We start from the raw sequence: 22,021 nt of genomic DNA on the forward strand, positions 1-22,021 counted from the left end.
GTAGCCGAAATTCTGAATTCTGTAGCCAAAGTGGAAGGTGTTTTTTAATTCAGTTCTACTTTTTTAACATCAATAAATGGATAAAAATTGCTTGTAACCCCAAAATCATGAAGAAAAATTTTTAAAAACATGTATGAGCAGGTTACTCCAAGTGAGTTTTTTTTTACTGTTTATACCGTTCTACTAATCCGTAGCCACTATGCAATCTTTGCTTTAAAATGAAGTTTTATTGAAAAAGCTTTAGGTAAATGATTGATTTCTAATACCTCAGCAGGATGGGGCAGGATGCTCATATTTGGGTTTGTGTTTAGCTTGGTAAACACAAAATAATTAATATCCATGAAAAATAAATCTTTACTTTTTAAGCAGGTAATTAAATCTTTACTGCTTTGTGGAGTCACCTTATCCGCAGTTAATTTAGATGCTCAGACACTGGCATTTCCGGAAGCTACCGGTTTTGGCAGATATACCACAGGAGCGAGAGGAGCAGCCAATCCTCAAATCTATTTGGTGACCAATTTGAACGATAGCGGTGCCGGTTCTTTCCGTGATGCCGTAAGCCAGCCTGGACGTTTCGTGATTTTTAAAGTGGGAGGGATTGTTAATCTACAGTCTGTTGTCGCCGTAGCCGCCAATACCACGATCGCTGGACAGACCGCTCCAGGAGAGGGAATCTTATTTTTAGGACCGAGAGTTTCATTTTCGGGAGCTAATAATACCATCGCCAGATTTATGCGAATCCGTTATGGAGGAACGGCTCAGAATCAGGATGCATCAGGAATTGCCAACGGAGCCAATATTATTTTGGATCACATGACTTTTACATGGGGTACAGATGAGGTATTTTCTGTCAACTGGGATAATAATGGAACAGCTCCGGACAATATTACGATCCAGAATTCTATTATCGGACAGGGAATGCACCGTCACAATCACTCTGCAGGAGGATTAATGCAGCCGCCACCGGGAGGTAAGATCAGTCTGATCGGAAATTTATACATCTGTAATAAAACACGTAATAATAAGATTAAAGGAATCAACGAATTCGTGAATAATGTTGTTTACAACTGGGGGAATTATGGGAATACATACGGACATACTCAATCAGGTGAAGCCTATATTATGGGTGGAGATTCCGCTGGAGCTTCTTATGCCAACATTATCAATAACTATTTTATCGGAGGACCGAATACAAACAGTGCTGTTACCACCCCTTTCAGTGTAGGAAATGCGAATTTTAATTTATACGGTTCCGGGAATTATTTTGATAACAATAAAAACGGTGTTTTAGACGGAACTTTGGTTCCACAAGATTTAACAGGATATCCTGTAGGAGACATCACTGCCATACAGCCCACTTCCTACGATTATCCGATGAAAAATCCGACACTGACGGCACAGGCTGCATTTAATAATATTGTTTCAGGTGTTGGAGCATCTTATCCGGTACGTGATCAGGTAGATCAGTTAATGATCTCAGATCTTTCTTCGAAAGGAACAGCAGCGACTTATGTTTATGTGCAGACTGATTTAACGACTCAATTCGGGTTTACGAATGGAGGTGCAGGTCACATTTATGGTGCTCCGGCTCCTTTGGATACCGATAATGACGGAATGCCTGACGCATGGGAAACTGCCAACGGACTAAACCCAAACGTTGCTGACGCATTAGCTGTGAGCACTGTACACGCACCATACCTGAACATTGAAGTTTATATAAATAACTTACCTAATGTAGCTCCACCGGCATTTATCATTCCGCCATCTAATTTAAATTTCACCAATGCACTGACATCGGGAACTCCTACTGCAAGTTCTTTAACTGTGAACTGGAGTGACAATGCTACGAACGAAACGAATTATGTACTGGAGCGATCTCCAAACGGTACTGCTTTCACGGTAATTGCTACATTACCTGCAAATACGACAACTTATAATGAAACCGGTTTAACGCCAAACACTCAGTATTACTACAGAGTAAAAGCGACCAATGCTACGGAATCTTCTGTGTATACCGCTAATGCAACGGTGACTACACCACCGGTACCATCGGCTCCGGCACAGGCAGCGAATCCGACTCCTGCCAATGGAAATACCAATATTCAGCTTGATAACGGTAATCTACTTTTAAAGTGGACAGGCAGTACGAATACTACAACCTATACCGTTCATTTTGGAACAGATCCTCAGAATTTAACAAATGTTGCGACAGTACCGTATTCTACAACACCATCGCACCAACTGACCGGATTGAGTACTTCGACTAATTACTACTGGCGAATTGATTCTTCCAATGCACTGGGTGCTGTAACCGGAAATGTATGGAGTTTCCGTGCGATTACTCCAAGTCTTGTAGGGAACTGGCCATTTGCTGAAGCTCCGTTATCCGGTGAACAGATTGCAGATGTAACTTCTTACGCCAATCATGGAACATTAAATGTAGCCTATGATAATTCGAATGTAAGAGTACCCGGAAAAGAGAATAATGCTATAGATCTGGCAACTGCTCCGGCTACTCCGCCTTATATTGCGAGTATTCCGCATCAGGATCATATTTTATTTAATACCAATTCATTTACCGTTTCTTACTGGATGAAGGCTCCGGCAAGTATGATTCCGTCGTCGTCGGCAACGAGTCTTTACGTTTTGTGTAAAGGTTCGATCACTAAAAATATTACGACAGGAGCAACGGGGAAACGTTTTAATATAGAAATCAAGGGCGGACAGTTGAGATACGCCATTGATGATGATGTCACGAAAAAAGAAATTACATCTCCGGTTGCCAATTATTTTACCAACAATTGGGTGCATGTGGTTATTCAGAGGGATGTTGTTTCGCATAAAATGAGAATTTATACGAACGGCGTTTTGAGTGCTGAAGGAGATGAAACGGCAGTAACCGGAATTGGTGAAACAAGTGATTTCATTATCGGAAATATTGGTGAACTCGAGTTCCTGGGAACAGCCAATCCGTCAGCTCCTTACAAAGGTGCATTTGACGAACTGAGAATGTATAACTACGCATTGACGGCTACAGAAGTGTCTGCACTGTATAATCAGGCAGTATTGGGGAATGCGGAATTCAGCATCAGCAAAAATGTAGGAACCGTATATCCGAATCCTGTGAAAGATCAACTGTTTATTAAACTTCCTGAGTATAAAAAATCAAGCCTGACAGCGACGGTTCTTGATATGAGCGGAAAAGTGATCATCAAAGAGAAATTGAATGCTAACGGAAACGGATTATTTAATTTAAATTTTGGAGGCAGAAAGGTTTCAGGAAATTATATTCTGAATGTTTCAGGAGATAATCTGAATAGTAATTTTAAAATTATTGTTCAGTAAAAAAAGAGCACACTTAGTTAATTTTCATATTTATTAGAAGAATCCTTTCAATTTATTTGAAAGGATTTTTTTTGTGCTAAATTTTAATCACACCGCCATTTTTCTTCGGAAGAATCCACCCCTGAGAGGAAGAGGAATGGTGGGTGGTTACGTTATTACTGTTTGAGAAACTAATAATGCTTTTTACGGGAGTTGGATTGCTTATTGTAATGAAAGGATTGCTGTTTTACGAAGTGAATTTGCTTTGTTCATTATAACAATTGCTCTACGGTGGGGTAAGATTGCTTATGAGTGGAATGAGAATTCTTTGAGGTGGCGCGAGATTTCTTTTGGGTGGTATAAGATTGACTGTAGGGATAACCAGGAGGAAAAAAAACGCCGACCATTTGTAACCTGTCGGCGTTATATATAAGATTATTTTTTTAAACCTGTAAATTTTAAACCTTTTATCTGGTTAAATTCCGGGCTGCTAACACCGAATACTGATTTGATATATTTTTTGACGTCTTTAGCTGTTTCGTAGATGCTGTTTTCTTCGGTGTACAGAATTTTATTTCTGCTGATTCTGGAAGTGCTAAGTTCTGCAAGGGCTGTGTTGACAGCAGTTGTCGTGGCGTATAAATTCTGAATTTTTGCTGATAGGGTGACTACCTGCAGGTCTGTCTCATTGGGTGTGTAGTTGGGTTCTGCTTCCAGCACGGTTTTCAGTCCGGATAAATGCTCTGTGATTTGATCAAAAGAGTTCTGACTTACAGAAATTGTTTTGGAATCAGGAGCATTGGGATCTGTGGATTCTATGGGTTGGGTGGCACGTTTACCCAATATTTTCTGTCGGAAAGATTTTGCATTTTTAATGCTGCCTGTGGCTGCATCTGTTGCTTCTAAGGCGTTGACCAATCTTGAAGCCAGGTTTTCAACATCGCTAAATGCGAGTTGTCTTTCATTTACTCTGTTCTGGTAATTGTTTTTCTTTGATAAAGTATTTGCCATTTCTGTGTCTCCAGAATCTTTTAGAGCAAGTAAAGCCGGCATTTGAATGCTTTGTTTTGAAGGATTGTAGGCTGTACCATACCCTTTAACGAATTCGATTAGTGTGTGGAAATTCGCAACATTTTTTGCGTGTCCGGTTTCGGATGTTGATGCCATAAGTCATTTGTGTTTAAATTGTTAGCATAACAAATATAAAAATATTTTTGAAGTGAGTGTTATTGCGACAGAATTTTTAAAATGGAAAAACCTCGCCAGGGGACGAAGTTTTTTTTGTTTTATGGTCAGATGACGGAATTTGCGGTAGCAGGTGAAGTGTTGCTAAGAGGTGGGCACGAGCGGGACGCTCGCGCCAGATGGTGGGGCAATCGAAGCACAAATCTTCAATTTTGCACAAAGTTCAATCGAAGAAATACCGTTGAACTTTGCAGTTTCGCCCCACTATTGCAAAACCCTTGTTAGCTGTGGTTTTTTTAGTCAGTTAGTTTTCCGTTTTTATAATTTTGAATTATTTTATCTTTTCCATTTTCGTTATACATTTCCCATTTTCCGTCGTAAACACCATTTTTCCAATCTCCAATTCCTCGTAATTGTCCGTTTTCATACCAATATTTGTGCGTCCCGTTTGGTTTTCCATCAATAAATTCACCTTCACGTGCTTTAGTCCCGTTAGAGTGCCAATATTCCCAATTCCCGTTTTCTTTAAGATTTTTAATTAAACCTTTGGAATATATATTTCCGTTAAAATAATAAGATGTTTTATCTCCATCAGTTATTGGTTTAAATTCAAGTTTTTTTGCTTTTTCAGGTGATAAATTTTGTCCATTTTTAATAAAGTCAGATTTTCCAATTAGTGTGTCTTCCACATAAATTTCGTATTCATCTAAGTTTATGTTTTGAGAAAATAAATTTCCAAAAGTTAGAATTGAAAAAGTTAATGTCAGTAATATTCTTTTCATCGGGGTCTTTGTTTAAAATTACAGATAACTTTTGGATTGACGCAATGCGTCAATCCAAACTAATTCTACTAAAAGTAAATAAATTTCCGATCACTAACAATTTTTATTTTAAGCACAAATGAAAAAAGCCAAAGTTCTGACTTCAGCTTTTTCCTTTTTTGGCCAACCGTTGTTTGATATATTAGCTTATACTAGTTTTGATCTATTGATTTTGAAAAAATATTAATGACAATAACTCCGGCAAGAATTAAAACAATACCAATGACAGAAGGCAAGTCTAATTTGTTTTTAAATATAAGTACAGCGACGAGGGCGGTGAGTATAATCCCAAGTCCACTCCATAATGCGTATGCAATACCTACTGAAATATATTTCAGAGCCATCCCCTGAAAATAGAAGCAGCCGATGTATGCGATGATTGCACCGAGTGTAAAAGGTAATTTTTTAAACTGATCTGAAGCATTTAGAAAACTAGAGCCAGCAACCTCACTGACGATTGCCATAATTAAGAAGAAATATTTCATCTGATTTTTATTATTTTATTATCAATCTGTTTTCAGTTTTACACAGGTATCCCTGTCCGTGAAAGATCTAAAAATGAAATCTTGCAACGGCAGCCTGTAACAATTTCTGTTTAGCAATATTAACAGTGCAAATAAAGTGTAAAATTGAAGGGACGAATTTGACAAAAGTCAAATTAAGGTTACTTTTTTCTGATTCGGCTTAAAGTTTCCGGTTTAATTCCCAGATATGAAGCGATATTACCCAATGAAATTCTCTGTGTGGCAGAAGGTTCATTTTTGAGCAGAGTATGGTAACGTTCCTCCGCAGTCTGCGTTTGAAGCGAATTGATTCTTTCTTCTAAAATAACACAGTATTCTTCCGTCATCTTTCGTCCGATGGTGTTCATTTCAGGAAATCTTCTGTAAAGTTCGTTGAGGTCTTTACTTAAAATATAATGGTACGTCGTCTTTTCTAAAAATTGAATGCTTTCGGAAGATGGCTGGTCATAAAAGATTGGAAAAACAGAACCCAAAATAATGTTTTCAAAACCAAACCACGAATTGATTTCGCAGTCATCTTTGAGGTAAAAGGCGCGTACAAGCCCGGTTTCGATGATGAAAAGACTTGACACAATTTGTCCTTTTTTTAAAAAGAAATCGCCTTTTTGTTTTGTCTGGCACTTTACATATTGTGCAACTTCTTTTTCAACTTCGGGAGGTAGGTTTCCGTACGTTTTGAATTTGGAGATGAGCGGGTTCATTTTGGGATGTCATGTTGGTGTTTTTGAAAAGATCGTCTAGTAAAGTGTAATTTTTATTAATAAAAAGTTGTACCGAAGGATTTCAAACTTTTGGGTTGGCAGTCGTTAAATGTCATTGTTTATAATTATTTCGATGAGTCTGTCTTTTCTTTTTTTTTGTGCGATTTTTTCAAAGGTTGGCGTAAACTTATTGATTCACGCAATACGCCGATCAAAACTAATTAGCCTAAAAATAAATAAATATTCATTCGGAACCAATTTTATTTAAGGTCAATAAAAAAGCCCAAGTTTTTCACTGTCAAGTAATAGATTTATAATGTCTGTTATGTAATTTGATTTTATCACTTTTCAATACTTATAGAGTATCTGTTAGCCTTGCCACCAACGTTTCGGGGGCTTTGCGTTCGGGCGGGATTTCGAAGCACAAAAGCTGGTTTTGTTACTAATGTTTAATTGAAAAACTACCGTTGAATTTTGCACTTCAGCCCGCCTGACGCAAAATCCTTGTTATGGGCAGTTTTTTATGTTTTCGTTTATAGTTTCTGATACATTTTTCCAAAATTCTTTCTCCAAAATATGTTTCGTTATTTGTTTTTCTATTTGCTCTATTTGGTCTTCTTGCATTTGTATGTAACTCACTAATTAAAGTTGAAATATCAATATTTTTTGTATTATAGAAGCTCTTTGATATTTTAGTAAGATAATTTCCTGTCGTATTTTCTAACAAAGTAAAAAGTCCTTGCATTTCAAACTCTGTTTCAAAGTCAATGATAAATATTACATCTTGAACAAAACTTGGAAGAGTTTTTAATATTCCATTTGTAAGTATGTCCTGATTTTCAGCTTCATATCTATTCATAGCAATGAAATCAATTAACTCATCGCTATTACGATAATTTAAAACAGAATTTTTGTCAATTTTTGCCATCTGTTAAGAAATAAATGTTATTACAGCTTTTCTTTCTTTTGTAGCTGTTTGATAAAACTTCTTTAAATGTTCAAAATATTCAGCAAAGTATGAAAAATAAGTTTTGTCGAATGGATTTCCATAAACGTCGTTTTCATTCATTGTTTTGAAGTCAAAATTATTTTTCAAATTATTTTCCGTTAATTTATTTAAAAACGTTGTTAGTTCCCTAACTTGTTCTTTGGTAAGAAAATTTACATCATAAAGGTCTGACGTTAATTCATCAATGCCCTCAATTTCTTGTTCACTTGAAATGAGCATTGATAATTTAAGCGGATTACTTGTTTCTATTTTTGAAAGCATAAATTTTAGCCCGCCCCAAGATTTGTCAATCTCTATTGAGTTGTATTGTTGTTCTGAATAATCTATCTCAAAAAGTTCTTCAGGATTTTCAATAATTTCGTCAAGTTTATCTTGGTTCAGTTGAAATAATCTCATTCTTAATCCCATAATTTTTTAGTTTTTTGTCTGTCAATACCAAGGTTTTGTAAAATTGCCCATAACTTTTGGATTTACGCATTGCGTCAATTCCAACTAATTGCGCTAAAAATAATTAAATATATAATAAAAAGCTATTCTCATTTTCAAACCTAAATGAAAAAAGATCAAAGATGGAAAATTTGCGAAGGAGCAGTCGCTGTGACTTAAATTTTGGCAGTGTTAGAGGATTTAACTGCAGCTGAGGAATTCACTAATTTCAGTTGGCGGTACGTTACTCAGTCCGTATATTCTTTATATATTTTATTGAATTTTCTGCTTCCAGTAGGTTGTTTTTTAAGTTCAGCTCTTTTGCTAATTTTTCCTGCTGTTCCTTAAATATTGTAGTCATTAGCTCTAAAGAGTTCCAATTGTTTTCGATATTAGAATCAGAATATGTTTTTAAAATATTTTCGTAAAAAAAGTGTGTTAAAAAGTTTTTTGCAAACTTCCCTGATTTACCAATGGACACTTTGAAATCATTTTCATTTCCGATATTCCATTCGATGATTTGCCAAAACATTGGTCTTACTACGGTTTCCAACATATCTTTTGCGTAGATCATTTCTCCCCGTTTCAAGCCTTTTGCAACATTTGTTATACACCACCAAAATTCGTTGCATACTTCTGAAAACTCTCTTTGATTTGGTTTAGTAATATGATAATCTTTATCAGATGGTTTGGGAATGTTATTAAATAGATAGTCTTTGTCAAGCAAAGCAATGGTTAAGCTGTCTGTTTTAAAGTCTGTCTTGATTTTTTCATAGGGAAACAGGGTAAGGTCTATTCTGTTTTGGTCTTCAAACATTATTAGAAATCTAAAAGAGAAATTTTCATCATGGGCATCTTTTCCCAATTCCATTTCATCAGGAAGCTGTTGTAACAGGGGTTTTCCTAATGTATTGATCCAGCTTCTGTCAATAATGAAAGAATCAAGATCGTTGATAATAAACATAATATCAAAGTCCTGGTACTTGTCTGGAGCTACGTTAGAGTTAGCCCTCGAACCGTTAAGAAGTACGGCTCTGATTCTGTCATCAGCTTTTGCAAAGTCGAGAATTGTAGTGTAAATTTCGATTTGATTACGCATGTTTTAAAATTTGTGGCAGACTTTGATTATTATACAGTAGGTCTTTACAAACGATTATGTTTAAAAATAATTAATTTTCAATAAATAACAATTTTATTTCCGACTGGGTAGAAAGCTAAGTATTTGTGGGTAATGAAGCGAATTTCGATTTTCTAATTTCACAAAATGATTAAATTTTTTTTCCTTCTAGTTTTTTTATCAATTTCCCTTTCACCACCGTAAAGGCATAGTCTTTAGCTTCTGCGAAAGAAACTTCATACTTCCTTTCAATATTCCTTAAATCTTCCGGAAATTTTGCAAGAAGACTGTCGTAGAAAGAATTTAAAAATTGTCTGGATGGCATTTCGTATTTTATTTTCAGCTGAAAGCGCCTGATGATCGCCGTATCAATAATTTCTGCATGATTGGTGGCGCAAAGTAATAACGCATTTTCAGGATAATAATCTATCAGCTGGATTAAAGTATTTACCAGTCTTCTCATTTCACCGACATCTTTGTCATCGCTTCCACGGGCTTTTCCGATCTGATCGAGCTCGTCGAGAAATAAAACTGATCTTTCACGAGCTGCTTTATCAAAAATCATTTTAATGTTTTGAGACGTTTCGCCGATACGTGAAGATACAATATTGCTGAGGTTGAGGATGATGATATTTTTAGCTAGTGCATTTGCAACCGCTTTTGCCGTCATGGTTTTTCCGCAACCTGAACTGCCTTCGAGAAGGATTTTATTGTTGACGGGAAGTCCGTATTCCATCAGTTCTTTGGCGTAGGTCTGTTCTTTTATCAGCTGTACAAACTGTTCCCTTATTCGGGGTTCAAGAAAAACATCATCGAGCATTACTTTTTCTTTGTCCTGAATGATGAGGTCGTAAAGATTCATTTTTAGCTTTAATTACGGGAGTTTAGAATGACAAAGATAATTCTTTAGAAACTTTTGAATGTTAGATTTTGACTAAAGTCACTTTGAGTTGGTCTTGAAAAATTGTATTATTCGTCTATTATTAGACTGATCTCCTTGGTTCACGGGTTCTCGATATGTTTTTCATTATTTTATAATGCAAAACAGTCTAACTGACGGAGTTTTTCGAGGAAATTGTTATCTGAAAAATCAATAAAGAAATACTGTTGCCAAGCCTGAGTTTTTAAAGCCTGTCTGCTTGCCGGAGAATCCCAAGTTGGATATACTCTAAAACCTCTCTTTCCATCTTTGGAATGAGTAGTGAGAATATTTTGATGAATAAGAATTTGTTTAGAAAAAAAGAAAAAGCCCGTTCTGCCATCATTTTTACAAAAGATAATATAAAAATCAAAAGGATCTTGGTACGTAAAGGGTTCGGTCTGTTTGTTTACAGGATTTCTCTTCCATAGTGTCACAAACTGTCCGATTTTTTTGGGTGTGATTTTAGCCTTTCTGAATTTTATGCTGAACTGATCTAACTGGAAATTGTAACCCAGGTATTCATCACATTCAAGATCCGGTAGGAGATGGGAAATAATTACATTAAGCTTTGAAAAAACGGAATTGTTAAGTTGCTCAAGTTCTGTAATCATTATTTTTATGTTTTTTTGCGCTGCTTTACTCCGGTTGAGTAAAACAGCGGGCAGTCAGTGAGACTGCAAACATAAATAATACTAACTGATAAATTTGCTTTATAGGCAGACTATTTAAAAAGTGTTAGTTGTTTTCTTTTTTCACTGTTGCGATGTAAGATGAAACTAAAACTGCACATGTTGCTACTCCGACGATTGCGATCATAATTTTTGAATTTTTATTTATTTAACTATTTGTTGCGAATTCTGTAATGCAATATTACGGCTTTCAAATTGTACAGGCAATACAAATATTATGATGTATATCAGTTTGTTACGAGCTTGTTAAGCTATTTTAGATTGAATCTTGATTAAGTATTTTTAAATTTTTAATGGAAAATGTCTAAAGAATAAATTATTTAATTCGTAAAATAATGTGAATCTGTTAATGTATTTGTATTTTGTATTTCAGAGTTGATAATCTAAATAATATAAAAATGCATTGCATAATAAAGATAAAAGCATCATTTAATGATGCCTTATTTATGTAAGATGAATAAAAATTAATGATCAGAATTGTACTGAAGAAATTTTTGAGATCAGTATAATTTCTGTTCATTTTGACAGAAAAAACTCATTCGTTTGCTTTTCCCGGTTTCCTTCTTGATGATTTCTCCGCCACATTTCGGACATTTTTTTTTGTGGTATACCTGAAATGTTTTGCTTAAAGTTTCTGTTCGTTTATATTTGAGAAACTCGAAGCCGTATTCTTTGGTTTCTTTGATAATCCTTTTAAGTTTTGATTCGGTGAGATTTTTAATTAAAGATTTCGGATGAATTTGTGCACGAAAAAGTGCTTCATTTTTAATGATATTGCCAACGCCGGCAAAAATATCCTGATTCATCAATGCGTCGCAGATCATCATTTCTGGATGCTGATGCATTTCTTCAATTGCTTTATCATCACTCCATTTTTTGCTCATAATGTCAGCTTCCCAGTTTATTTTTGAAAGAAAACTTTCATCCACGACTTTTACAACGCAGGTGTAAAAAAACATTCCTTCATCCTTAAAAGTCAATCCCAAACGTAATGTATCAATATCTTTCCTTTTATAAAAACTGTAGGAACCGAACATCATCAGGTGAACTTTAAATATAATCGTATCGAAAATCAGAAAGGTCTGTTTTCCAAATGTTTTTATTTCGCGTAAGATCTCTCCTTTAATTTTAAAATTTTTGGGAACTTCGCTTCCGCTTACATCAGTAACTTTTTCACCTACAAATTTTTGCAGATCTTCTTTCATGAGAACAATAGTTGGACCTTCAGGCATGGCTTTGTTTTTAAAGAAAAACTCAAATATTATTCCTTTAAAAGTAAAATTTGAATTAATTTTGGAAAATGATGAATTTGAACCAGATTTTTACCAGTCAGCGCACCGGTAACAATCCGAATACTGTTGCTTCAAGAACAGATTTTCAAAGAGATTTTGACCGTATTATTTTTTCTTCAGCATTCAGAAGACTGCAGAACAAAACGCAGGTTTTTCCGCTTCCTGGAAGTGTTTTTGTACATAACCGTCTGACGCATTCACTGGAGGTTTCTTCTGTGGGAAGAAGTTTAGGAAGTGTAATCGGAGAATATATTTCAGAAAATCATACAAGTGATCTTACTGAGGAATCCAGAAATTTTTATCGGCATAATTTAGGAAATGTCATTGCTGCGGCGTGTCTCTGTCATGATGTGGGAAATCCCGCGTTCGGACATTCGGGTGAAGATGCAATTGCCAGTTATTTTGATAAAAATGAAAATGATCTGAAACCCAAATTTTCTGAAAAAGAATGGGCAGATTTGGTGAATTTTGAAGGAAACGCCAATGCAATTCGAGTTCTCGCTCATCAACAGCAGGGAAAAGATTTGGGTGGAACGCAGCTTACGTTTACCACTTTGGCGAGTATTGCCAAATATCCCTGTGAAGCCATTGCCAAGAAAAAGGGAATTATTCACAGAAAGAAGTTCGGGTTTTTTCAGAATGAAAAAGAAACGTTTTTAGAAATTGCAAAAGGCGTCAATCTGATTCAGGAAAATGATGAGCCTTATATTTTTAAAAGACATCCTTTCGTTTGGCTTGTGGAAGCTGCCGATGATATTTGCTACAACATTATCGACATGGAAGATGCGCACCGTCTCGGAATTATCTCAAGTGCAGACTGCGAAAACCTATTCCTTGATCTTATTGAATCTGAAAATCAGGACATCAAAAAAGTGAAAGATAAACTGGTTGCCATCTCGAATGACAATGAAAGGGTTTCCTATCTGAGAGCGAAAGTAATCAATGCCCTGATCAATAAATCGATTGAAAGTTTTAAAACAAATTTCGATACGATTTTAGAAGGTAATTTAGATAAAGGTCTGCTTGATATCTATCGTGACGGAAATAAAGCGTTGCAGGAAATAGAAACTTATTCAATTGCAAAAATTTACAATCACAAAGCGGTTGTGGAGATTGAAAATGCAGGTTATAATGTTATGTACGAATTGTTAGATCATTTTATTCCATCTATATTAAAACCTAAAGATGAGCGGAAATCTTATGATAAAATGGCGCTCAAACTTCTTCCACAACAGTTTGTGTACGAAGATGGAAGCGAATATCAGAAAGTTTTGGGGGTTATTGATTTTGTTTCTGGTATGACCGACAACTATGCAACAGATTTGTATAGAAAAATAAAAGGGATTGATATTGGGATGACGATGTAATTTTATTCATTTTAATTTGATTTATTGCCTTAAAAGCTGTATCTTATCACTTCACTCATAAACTATATAATATGATTTATTTAGGCATTTTAGTCTTTTTCGGACTCGTAACATTATTTGCTTCTTTCTTTACCGTCAAGCAGGAATCTGCAGCGGTTGTAGAACGACTGGGCAAATTCTTAAAAGTAAGCCACGCCGGTTTACATTTAAAAATTCCTTTTCTGGATCAGATTTCAAAGCGTCTGAATCTTAGAATTCAGCAATTGGATGTAATCATTGATACTAAAACTTTGGATAACGTTTTTATTAAAATGAAAGTGTCTGTGCAGTATCAGGTGATCAGAGAAAACGTGAAAGACGCATATTACCGTTTGGAAAATCCTGAAAATCAGATTACCTCTTATGTGTTTGATGTTGTACGTGCAGAGGTTCCGAAGACTAAACTGGATGATGTTTTCGTGAGAAAGGATGATATCGCAGTTGCGGTAAAAAGTGAACTGCAGGAGGCCATGCAAAGTTATGGTTACGATATTATCAAGGCCTTGGTGACCGATATTGATCCGGACGAGCAGGTGAAACACGCGATGAACAGAATCAACGCTGCAGAACGTGAAAAAACTGCTGCGGAGTACGAATCTGAGGCGCAAAGAATCAGAATTGTTGCGGTTGCAAAAGCTGAGGCAGAATCTAAGAAGTTACAGGGACAGGGTATTGCAGATCAAAGAAGAGAAATTGCCAAAGGTCTTGAAGAATCTGTGAAAATGCTGAATGCAGCTAATATTAATGCTCAGGAAGCTTCTGCATTAATCGTTGTGACACAGCATTATGATACTTTACAGTCTATTGGAGCTAATAACAGAAGTAATTTGGTTTTACTTCCCAATTCTCCTACAGCGGCGAGTTCTATGCTGAATGACCTGGTTGTTTCAATGGCGGCCACGCAAAAAATGGATGAACTAAACACTGCAAATTATCCGAAACCTCCGAAAGATTTTGGACACTCAGGCAAATAAAAATTGAAAAACCTCTCAGAATATTCTGAGAGGTTTTTTTATTTCTTGGTTTTGGAAACCTGCTGTACCAAAGTATATTTTATGGAGGAACCATCCATTGGTGGGTTTTGAATTTTTTCTGTTTTTACTTTTAACACATATTCAAATCCGGGTTCGTAGGTGAATCCTTCGATATTACTGTAGAAATTTCCCCAGCTGTCAGATTCCTTTTCTTTTACCTGAAGGCATTTCATCGGCGCAACTCCGGTGCAGTCGACGGTTTGTGAAGCCACAATAAAGGTTTTTTCATCTCCTGACGATGAACCCGGCATCGGTTTGCACTGAACTAAAACAAACAGCATCACCATCGGAGTTATGATGGAAAGTGCTTTCAGTATATTTTTCATATTTAAAATTTTAAGGGTGATCAAAGTTAAGCTTTTTCCTGCGTTTTGAATTTCTGTCTGCCAGTCAACAGTTCAAAGAATAATTTAAAATCCGAAAGCAATGACCAAAGTGGATATTTAAATGTGGCGGGTTTATTCCTTTCAATAAATGCATGACTCAGCCAAGCAAAACCATATCCGAAAATCGGAATGTACCAAAGAAATCTTTCCTTTCCGGTGTAAATGACAAAGCCGATGACAATAAAAACAAACAGAATTCCCAGAAAATGAAAAATTCTCGTTCCTAATTTTTTATGTTCATCAAGATAAAACCCGTAGAACTCTTTGAATGTTTTGATTCTTTCAGACATGGCATTAATTTTAAAGTTCTTAAAAAGCTTTAGCAATTATTTCGCCAAATACATTTTTCTAAAAAAAGAGTCAAAATACGTGAATGTATTTTGACTCTCAATATTTTATATTTATTTAATTTAAGGGTTTCTCAGTTTGCTGTTCTGATATCCGTAGCAGAAATAAATAACCAGTCCTACGGCAAACCAAATTCCGAAATAGAACCAGTTTTCGTGGCTCATTCCTGTTAATAAATACAGACAGGAGCTTAAACCAATTAATGGAATCAGTGACAGATTTTTAATAAATGTCAAAACACACAATCCTAAATTAATTAAGATAAAAAAGAAAATTGAAGCTCTGAATTCACCGTTTTTAGGATCTTTCCAATCCATTAACGTATCAAAAAATTCAGATTGGAAATAGTAAAAACCTACTAAAGCTCCGATGAAAATTACCGGAAACAAAATCTTTCCATTAATGTAAGGAAGGTGGAATCTGCCCTTGATTTTTTCTTTTGCAGGAAGCATTAAAACTCCCGCACAGACAAGCACGAAAGCGAAAATAGTTCCGATGCTTGTAAAATCTAAAATGAAACTTTTATCTGTGAAAATAATAGGAACTCCCACCACAATACCAGTAACGATCGTTGCAAAAGCCGGTGTCTTGAATTTTGGGTGTACTTCCTGAAACTTTTTCGGCATCAAACCGTCACGGCTCATCGCGTACCAGATTCTTGGCTGTCCCATTTGGAATACCAATAAAACTGTGGTAATCGCTACAATTGCTACGAATGAAACCGTCAGTTCCATCCAGGCAACATTGGCATTTGTTTTTTCGAATATAAAAGAGAGAGGATCACCGACGCCGTCAAATTTTCTGTAGTCGACCATTCCGGTTAAAACCAAAGTCAGGCAGATGTAAATAACGGTACAAAGAGCCAAAGAAATAATCATTCCTTTCGGAAGTGTTTTCTGTGGATCTTTTGTTTCTTCTGAAAGTACACTTAAAGCATCGAAACCGATGTAAGCAAAGAAAACTCCTGAAACCGCACTCATAACTCCTGCAAAACCGTTCGGCATAAAAGACCGGGTACCTTCAATACTTACAGGTGTCCAGTTTTCGGTATTGATATATGAAAAGCCAACCAAGATCACCAAAACGATAACGGCCAGTTTTAAAATTACTAAAGAATTGTTGAAGTTTTTGCTTTCCTTCACTCCACGGTAACACAGCCAGGTAATCAAACCATTGATCACCAGTGCCGGAATATCAACGATAAATTTTAAACTTCCAAGTAACGGAGCAGACGTCCAGGCGTTAATCAGTTCTTTATTTTCAGAACCGTTTTGAAATGCTTTTTTCGCTTCAGTATAACTGCACGTGAGGTAATCTGGAATATGCATTCCAAGCCGCTCAAGAAAGCTTGTAAAATAATCCGACCATGAGAAAGCGACATAAATATTTCCGAAAGAATATTCCATAATTAATGCCCAGCCAATCACCCAGGCCATCAATTCACCAAAACTTGCATAGGCATAGGTGTAAGCGGAACCCGCTGTAGGAATTCTGCTCGCAAATTCTGCATAGCATAAAGCGGTAAAACCACAGGCAAAACCACAGATCAGATAGAGTAGGATAACGCCGGGGCCGCCTCTGAAAACGGCTTCACCCAAACTGCTGAAACTTCCGGCTCCAATGATAGCGGCAATTCCAAAAAAAACGATGTCCCAAGTTCCTAAAACCCGCAAAAGATTGGTGGAAGTATCTGTTGCTGAATAGTTTTTCCTTCTGAAGAGTTGATTCATTCAATGATTATATAAAGTTGAAAAAAACAAATGTAATTATTTCTGATAAATAATTAAGATTTTCTTAAGTTTTCTTGTTGAAAAGTTAATTAGTATTAAAAAATAATCCACAAACTAACATTATGTGAAAAGACTTGTTTATGCAATATCTTTTCGATATTTTCGTTGATAATTTGTGGATAAAATCTTATCTTAAAATTAAAATATTTGGTCTTATTTTTGAAGGCTTATCCATTTTTAAAATTTGATGTTAATGAAATCAAAAAAAATACTTTTAGCGGCTGCTGTTTTCTATTTCGGGGTTTCCGAAGCGCAACAGTCTCAATACTTTACGCAAAAAGAAAACTACAGGTTTAATCTTGCTCAGAATCTCTATCAAACCAAAATATACAACGCTTCACAATACGAATATGCACGTCAGTATTTCTACAATCAGAATCTGGAGCAGTCGAGAAAAGAGGCGGCTCAGTTTTTCGATAATGTGATCGGAGTAATCCTTCAGAAAAATCATGCAGAAGATGGTTTGACGGCTTTTATGAAAGAATACCCGAACTCGGCATATTTTGCTCAGGCCAATTTACCTTTGGCGGATTATTATTTGGCTAAAAAAGATTTTAAGGAAGCTTTAAAGACTTTAAAAAAAGTTAATCAATACCAACTGACCAAGGAAGAAAATACACAGTATATTCTGAAACTGGGTTACGCCAAATTTATGATGGGCGATTCTAAAGGAGCAATTGATGCGCTGGAAGAAGCTCACAAAACGGCAGACGAATCTCAGAAAGGTGATATTGCTTATATGTTGGGTCATTTGTACTATTCAAGCAAGCAGAACGATCAGGCGTTTCAGTATTTTGATTCGATAAAAGATCAGCCTAAATTTTCAAAACTGGTGCGTCCGTACTATGTGCAGATGCATTACAACGATAAAGATTACGATAAGGCGATTTCGGAAGGAAATGCTTTGCTGAATGAAGATATTTCTGCGTCTTACAAAGCGGAAGTTCATAAAATCATCGGTGAATCTTATTTCATGAAGAATGATTACGAATCTGCTTACCCACACTTGAAAGATTATCTGAGTGTTCAGCAAAACCCATCAGAAAATGATCTGTATGAAATGGGATTTGTGGCGGCTCAGCTTAAAAAATATGATGAAGCGGTTTCTTATTACAACCAATTGATCAACAGTAATTCGGCGTTGGCTCAGAATGCGTATTATCAGTTGGGAAATGCGTATTTGGCGGTTGATAAAAAGCAGGAAGCGCTTTCAGCATTCCGTTCGTCTTATCAGATGGATTATGATGCGAGTGTAAAACAGCTGGCGCATGAGCAGTATGCAAAATTGGGTTACGACATCGGAAACCCGTTTGAAAGTCCGACCACGGTCATTCAAAATTACATTACGTCCAACCCTAGTGGTCCTAAAAATGCGGAAATGAGATCGCTTTTGGTGAAGTCTTATCTGTATTCCGGGAACTTTAAGGAAACTTTGAATGCGATTGATAAATTGCCAAACTCTACTCCGGAAACCGATAAAGTTGATCAGGAAGTTTCTTACTTATTAGGAACGGAAGAATTCAATAAAGGTAATTTCGACGAAGCGGAAAGATATTTCCTGAGAAGTTTAGAATTTAATATTAATAAAGAATTCAACAGCAGAGCTTTATACTGGCTGGGTCAGGTGTATTATCAGAAAGGAAATTATCCTTCTGCGATTACCCGTTACGAAAAACTGACCAACGAAACTTTCCCTGAAAAGCAGCAGTTGCCTTACGATTTGGGTTACGCTTATTTTAAATCTAAAAAATTCGATCAGGCGGAACAGTATTTTACACAATATTTGAAAAATCCGAAACCTGAATTTAAAAATGATGCTGAGCTTCGCTTAGCGGATATCAATTACGCCAACAACGACTTAGATCAGGCGATTGCAATTTACGATAAAAACGAAGATGCAACTGATTATACATTGTACCAAAAAGCATTGGCTTTAGGATTTAAAAATGATAATGTTGCGAAAATCACCAACTTAAAGTCTTTGATTTCTAAATATCCAGGTTCTGAGTATATCGATGATGCTCAGTACGAGATTGGTGTTGCTTATGCTACTCAGGATGACTTTACCAACTCTAATGATTTCTTCGGAAAGGTCATAAAATCATCTTCGGATAAAGATTTGGTGGCAAATGCATCGATTTACAGAGCGCAGAATTATATCGACCAAAATCAAAATGACAAAGCGTTATCTGAATTAAAATCTTTAGGAACGCAATATAAAAATACAGCTTACGCACAGAAGATTGTTCAGGCTGCGAAACCTATTTTCACCAAAACTGGTGACGTTTCAGGATATGCTGATTTTGCAAAAAATGTGGGAGTTAATATCGACGCTTCAGAAATCGACGAAATCAATTTGTCAACCGGGAAACAATACTTCACGAAGAAAGATTATAAAAATGCAATTTCATATTACGAGAAATATTTAACTCAAAATCCTAGCGGAGAAGGTCTTTATCAGGCTAAATATGAATTGGGAGAAAGTTATTATCAAACGAATAATCCAACGAAAGCATTATTGGTTTTACAGGAAATTGCCAGCATTCAGAATGATTATCAGGATGATGCTGCCACGAGAGTTTCTCAGATTTATATAGCGCAGGGTAATTCTGCTGAAGCTAAAAAATATTTAGAAAACATTAAAAATTCATCCAATATTAACGTGAGAAATTATGCGAATGTTGAGTTGATGAAAATGTATGCCGAAGAAAAGAATTTCTCAGAAGCTGAAAAATTAGCGAACGCTGTAATCGCCAACAATAAAAACTCTGCGGCGGTTATTGAAACTGCAAAGGTTATTAAGGCGAGAAGTCTGATGAACTCAGGAAAAGATAAAGACGCGCAGACTGCGTATACATCACTTGAAAAATCTTCAAACACTGAAGTTGCGGCAGAAGCTCTTTACGCAAAAGCATTCTATCAGAATAAAGGAAAAGCATTTAAATCTTCTAATGAAACCATTTTTAAGCTGGCTAACAATTATGCATCTGAAGATTACTGGGGCGCAAAAGCACTGGTTTTGATGGCGAAAAATTATATTGGTTTGAAAGATAATTATCAGGCGAGTTATACCTGCGATCAGATTATTTCAAACTACGCAGATTTCCCTGAAATTGTAGCAGAAGCGAAGGAGGTAAAAAAGCAGATTAAAAAGTAAAAAAGTACAATGTATATATGTAAAAAGTATAGTGTAACATCGAATACATTTTACATCCGACATGATACATTCATACAAAAAATAAACAATGAATAAGAGAATTCAAATATTATCTATATTATTCCTGGGAATTTCGTCGGTGGCGTTTTCTCAGATTAAAGAGGAAAAACTGATTCTTAACAAGAAAAGAGAACCGGAAGTAAAGAAAATTGAGAAGAAGAAAACCTCAGTAGAAACGGTGAAAAATTATCCGCCGGAAGAGAAATCAGCGAATCCTGTGAAGTATAATATAACAGATGTTCCTGCGGTTTCAGATTTTAAGACTTCTACCATTCAGGGAGAAGATGTTGCCCCGAAGTTTGACAGAACGGCGCAGAATAACTATTTCCAGTTCGGAATGGGGAATTACGGAAAAATTGTAGCCGATGCGAATATTTCTACAACGCTTGAGAATAAACTTGAAGTAGGAGCAGATGTTCATGTTCTTTCTACTAATGGTTTGAAGAAGGTTTACGATTGGGATTCCAATCAGAGTTCGGCAACTCTGGGAGCTTTCTTAAATTCTTATGGGGAGAAAGGAAAAATCAATGTGAATGCTGAATACGGATTAGATAATTACAACTATTACGGAATTTACGCCCTGACTCCTTCTGCGGATGTAGATTTGAAGCAGAAAGTGAATCAGTTTAAGGTAAACGGTTATTATGATTTTTATTCAAATGAAATTTTAAATGATGTAAGAGTAAAATCTTCATTTTTAAGCGATCATTTTGATGCAAAAGAAAATCAGGCTTCCATCTGGGCCAACCTTTCGAAACATGCTGTAGAACTGGGAAAAAGCGGAGTTGTTTTGAATGCTGATTTAGGCTTAGGTTTAGAAACAGTAAAAACAGATTTTGCTTTATTAAATAAAAACTCCTCTACATTCTTTAATGCAGATATTGCCCCGAAAGTAACATTTGCGAAAGGGGAATCGTATTTGATGTTGGGTTCTTCATTTTCATTTTTAAATGCGAGAAATTCAAATTTAATCTTAGCTGAAGAATTGAAGAACAATAAAACGTATTGGTTTCCACAGGCTGAATTTCAGGTGGCTGCTGCCAAAGAATTTAAATTTTATGGTGGAGTTGATGGTGGTTTAAAACTGAACACGTACAGCGAATTGTTGCAGACAAACCCTTTCCTGGTTTCAGATCAGATGTTGAGACCAACGGAGACACAATATCATTTTTATGCAGGTTTAAGAGGAGATATCGACGAAACTTTTAAATATGATGTTTCTGCAGGATTCGGAAAGATGAGAAACATTATGTTCTTTGGAGCTAATAATCTTTTCACGAATGAATTTACTGTAGACAGACCAGGTTATGATTTCGCCAATACGTTTTCCGCGATTTACGACGATGGAAATGTGAGTGACATCAAAGGAAGTTTACAGTATTTCCCATTAGAAAACCTGATCGTTGATGCTGATGTTAGATTTTTAAAATATGATTTAAAAAACTACGACAATATCTACAACGTTCCATTATTGACAGGAAGCATCGGTGCAAAATACACGATGTTTGAAAAAAAACTGTCTTTAGGCTTCAAAGGAATTTTTGCAAGTGACAGAACGACAAACTCGTATATGCTTGAGGGCGTGGGAAGTCCGTCGGTGATTTTCCAGTCAACAGAAGATACGAATGATAAAGTTGGAGGTTATGCAGATTTAAACTTGTCTGCAGAGTATAAAATTCACAAAAATTTCAGTATTTTCGCACTCGGAAACAATCTTCTGAGCTCAAAATACCAAACGTACAAAGGCTACAAAGTTCTTGGTGCGCAGGTTGTGGGAGGTGTGAAGATTACTTTCTAAAATAATTATTGATAAATGATGATCGATGAATG

At 35.9% G+C, this 22,021-nt stretch carries 18 protein-coding genes; 5 read left to right on the plus strand and 13 right to left on the minus strand.

Annotation, left to right across the window (positions count from 1 at the left end):
- The first annotated feature begins 339 nt into the window (after positions 1-339).
- Complete coding sequence (locus tag OMO38_RS14055; RefSeq protein WP_264750826.1) at positions 340-3,345, plus strand: LamG-like jellyroll fold domain-containing protein; 3,006 nt, start codon at positions 340-342, stop codon at positions 3,343-3,345.
- A 414-nt stretch (positions 3,346-3,759) separates the two neighbouring features.
- Here the strand turns inward: OMO38_RS14055 and OMO38_RS14060 are convergent, their stop codons facing one another.
- The 10 genes from OMO38_RS14060 to OMO38_RS14105 all read right to left on the minus strand — a co-directional run bounded on the left by OMO38_RS14060 (position 3,760) and on the right by OMO38_RS14105 (position 11,950).
- Entirely contained in the window at positions 3,760-4,491 is a 732-nt protein-coding gene (locus tag OMO38_RS14060; protein ID WP_264750827.1) for a hypothetical protein, read from the minus strand.
- 314 nt (positions 4,492-4,805) lie between these two features.
- The gene (locus OMO38_RS14065) at positions 4,806-5,291 is read right to left on the minus strand and encodes a toxin-antitoxin system YwqK family antitoxin (protein WP_264750828.1); all 486 of its coding nucleotides are present in this window, start codon (positions 5,289-5,291) and stop codon (positions 4,806-4,808) included.
- Positions 5,292-5,482: 191 nt separating this feature from the next.
- On the minus strand, positions 5,483-5,815 hold the full coding sequence (locus OMO38_RS14070) for a DMT family transporter (RefSeq protein ID WP_264750829.1): 333 nt from the start codon (positions 5,813-5,815) through the stop codon (positions 5,483-5,485).
- Between the two features lie 179 nt (positions 5,816-5,994).
- Positions 5,995-6,555: a Crp/Fnr family transcriptional regulator gene (locus tag OMO38_RS14075; protein WP_264750830.1), complete on the minus strand. Its 561-nt coding sequence runs from the start codon at positions 6,553-6,555 to the stop codon at positions 5,995-5,997.
- 481 nt (positions 6,556-7,036) lie between these two features.
- Positions 7,037-7,483, minus strand: coding sequence for a hypothetical protein (locus OMO38_RS14080; RefSeq protein ID WP_264750831.1), 447 nt, complete (start codon positions 7,481-7,483; stop codon positions 7,037-7,039).
- 3 nt (positions 7,484-7,486) lie between these two features.
- Positions 7,487-7,972, minus strand: a complete 486-nt coding sequence (locus OMO38_RS14085) for a YfbM family protein (RefSeq protein WP_264750832.1) — start codon at positions 7,970-7,972, stop codon at positions 7,487-7,489.
- Positions 7,973-8,234: 262 nt separating this feature from the next.
- On the minus strand, positions 8,235-9,089 hold the full coding sequence (locus OMO38_RS14090) for an aminoglycoside 6-adenylyltransferase (RefSeq protein WP_264750833.1): 855 nt from the start codon (positions 9,087-9,089) through the stop codon (positions 8,235-8,237).
- A 169-nt stretch (positions 9,090-9,258) separates the two neighbouring features.
- Positions 9,259-9,969, minus strand: coding sequence for an AAA family ATPase (locus OMO38_RS14095; RefSeq protein WP_264750834.1), 711 nt, complete (start codon positions 9,967-9,969; stop codon positions 9,259-9,261).
- A gap of 170 nt (positions 9,970-10,139) precedes the next feature.
- A complete protein-coding gene (locus tag OMO38_RS14100) occupies positions 10,140-10,640 on the minus strand; it encodes a MepB family protein (protein ID WP_264750835.1) in 501 nt (166 codons plus the stop codon).
- A 578-nt stretch (positions 10,641-11,218) separates the two neighbouring features.
- On the minus strand, positions 11,219-11,950 hold the full coding sequence (locus OMO38_RS14105) for a DNA-formamidopyrimidine glycosylase family protein (RefSeq protein ID WP_264750836.1): 732 nt from the start codon (positions 11,948-11,950) through the stop codon (positions 11,219-11,221).
- 71 nt (positions 11,951-12,021) lie between these two features.
- Between OMO38_RS14105 and OMO38_RS14110 the strand changes: the two genes are divergently transcribed.
- On the plus strand, positions 12,022-13,377 hold the full coding sequence (locus tag OMO38_RS14110) for a deoxyguanosinetriphosphate triphosphohydrolase (protein ID WP_264750855.1): 1,356 nt from the start codon (positions 12,022-12,024) through the stop codon (positions 13,375-13,377).
- Between the two features lie 71 nt (positions 13,378-13,448).
- The gene (locus OMO38_RS14115; RefSeq protein WP_264750837.1) at positions 13,449-14,390 is read left to right on the plus strand and encodes an SPFH domain-containing protein; all 942 of its coding nucleotides are present in this window, start codon (positions 13,449-13,451) and stop codon (positions 14,388-14,390) included.
- A gap of 38 nt (positions 14,391-14,428) precedes the next feature.
- On the opposite strand, the gene OMO38_RS14120 is transcribed toward OMO38_RS14115, so the two are convergent.
- The 3 genes from OMO38_RS14120 to OMO38_RS14130 form a co-directional block, all read right to left on the minus strand.
- Complete coding sequence (locus OMO38_RS14120) at positions 14,429-14,776, minus strand: DUF4377 domain-containing protein (RefSeq protein WP_264750838.1); 348 nt, start codon at positions 14,774-14,776, stop codon at positions 14,429-14,431.
- Between the two features lie 26 nt (positions 14,777-14,802).
- A complete protein-coding gene (locus OMO38_RS14125) occupies positions 14,803-15,126 on the minus strand; it encodes a DUF962 domain-containing protein (RefSeq protein ID WP_264750839.1) in 324 nt (107 codons plus the stop codon).
- Between the two features lie 120 nt (positions 15,127-15,246).
- Complete coding sequence (locus OMO38_RS14130; RefSeq protein ID WP_264750840.1) at positions 15,247-16,914, minus strand: APC family permease; 1,668 nt, start codon at positions 16,912-16,914, stop codon at positions 15,247-15,249.
- Positions 16,915-17,167: 253 nt separating this feature from the next.
- Between OMO38_RS14130 and OMO38_RS14135 the strand changes: the two genes are divergently transcribed.
- A complete protein-coding gene (locus tag OMO38_RS14135) occupies positions 17,168-20,131 on the plus strand; it encodes a tetratricopeptide repeat protein (protein ID WP_264750841.1) in 2,964 nt (987 codons plus the stop codon).
- Between the two features lie 88 nt (positions 20,132-20,219).
- Positions 20,220-21,989, plus strand: coding sequence for a TonB-dependent receptor (locus OMO38_RS14140; protein ID WP_264750842.1), 1,770 nt, complete (start codon positions 20,220-20,222; stop codon positions 21,987-21,989).
- The last annotated feature ends 32 nt before the right edge of the window (positions 21,990-22,021 follow it).

The sequence above is a fragment of the Chryseobacterium kimseyorum genome, assembly GCF_025971945.1.
GTDB lineage: Bacteria > Bacteroidota > Bacteroidia > Flavobacteriales > Weeksellaceae > Chryseobacterium > Chryseobacterium kimseyorum.

What these genes read in the sequence shown, in the direction of transcription:
- OMO38_RS14070 (WP_264750829.1), bottom strand. Translation starts at nt 5,815, where the DNA reads ATGAAATATTTCTTCTTAATTATGGCAATCGTCAGTGAGGTTGCTGGC.
- OMO38_RS14055 (WP_264750826.1), top strand. Translation starts at nt 340, where the DNA reads ATGAAAAATAAATCTTTACTTTTTAAGCAGGTAATTAAATCTTTACTG.
- OMO38_RS14135 (WP_264750841.1), top strand. Translation starts at nt 17,168, where the DNA reads ATGAAATCAAAAAAAATACTTTTAGCGGCTGCTGTTTTCTATTTCGGG.
- OMO38_RS14100 (WP_264750835.1), bottom strand. Translation starts at nt 10,640, where the DNA reads ATGATTACAGAACTTGAGCAACTTAACAATTCCGTTTTTTCAAAGCTT.
- OMO38_RS14095 (WP_264750834.1), bottom strand. Translation starts at nt 9,969, where the DNA reads ATGAATCTTTACGACCTCATCATTCAGGACAAAGAAAAAGTAATGCTC.
- OMO38_RS14085 (WP_264750832.1), bottom strand. Translation starts at nt 7,972, where the DNA reads ATGGGATTAAGAATGAGATTATTTCAACTGAACCAAGATAAACTTGAC.
- OMO38_RS14130 (WP_264750840.1), bottom strand. Translation starts at nt 16,914, where the DNA reads ATGAATCAACTCTTCAGAAGGAAAAACTATTCAGCAACAGATACTTCC.
- OMO38_RS14120 (WP_264750838.1), bottom strand. Translation starts at nt 14,776, where the DNA reads ATGAAAAATATACTGAAAGCACTTTCCATCATAACTCCGATGGTGATG.
- OMO38_RS14075 (WP_264750830.1), bottom strand. Translation starts at nt 6,555, where the DNA reads ATGAACCCGCTCATCTCCAAATTCAAAACGTACGGAAACCTACCTCCC.
- OMO38_RS14110 (WP_264750855.1), top strand. Translation starts at nt 12,022, where the DNA reads ATGAATTTGAACCAGATTTTTACCAGTCAGCGCACCGGTAACAATCCG.
- OMO38_RS14080 (WP_264750831.1), bottom strand. Translation starts at nt 7,483, where the DNA reads ATGGCAAAAATTGACAAAAATTCTGTTTTAAATTATCGTAATAGCGAT.
- OMO38_RS14090 (WP_264750833.1), bottom strand. Translation starts at nt 9,089, where the DNA reads ATGCGTAATCAAATCGAAATTTACACTACAATTCTCGACTTTGCAAAA.
- OMO38_RS14105 (WP_264750836.1), bottom strand. Translation starts at nt 11,950, where the DNA reads ATGCCTGAAGGTCCAACTATTGTTCTCATGAAAGAAGATCTGCAAAAA.
- OMO38_RS14125 (WP_264750839.1), bottom strand. Translation starts at nt 15,126, where the DNA reads ATGTCTGAAAGAATCAAAACATTCAAAGAGTTCTACGGGTTTTATCTT.
- OMO38_RS14140 (WP_264750842.1), top strand. Translation starts at nt 20,220, where the DNA reads ATGAATAAGAGAATTCAAATATTATCTATATTATTCCTGGGAATTTCG.
- OMO38_RS14060 (WP_264750827.1), bottom strand. Translation starts at nt 4,491, where the DNA reads ATGGCATCAACATCCGAAACCGGACACGCAAAAAATGTTGCGAATTTC.
- OMO38_RS14115 (WP_264750837.1), top strand. Translation starts at nt 13,449, where the DNA reads ATGATTTATTTAGGCATTTTAGTCTTTTTCGGACTCGTAACATTATTT.
- OMO38_RS14065 (WP_264750828.1), bottom strand. Translation starts at nt 5,291, where the DNA reads ATGAAAAGAATATTACTGACATTAACTTTTTCAATTCTAACTTTTGGA.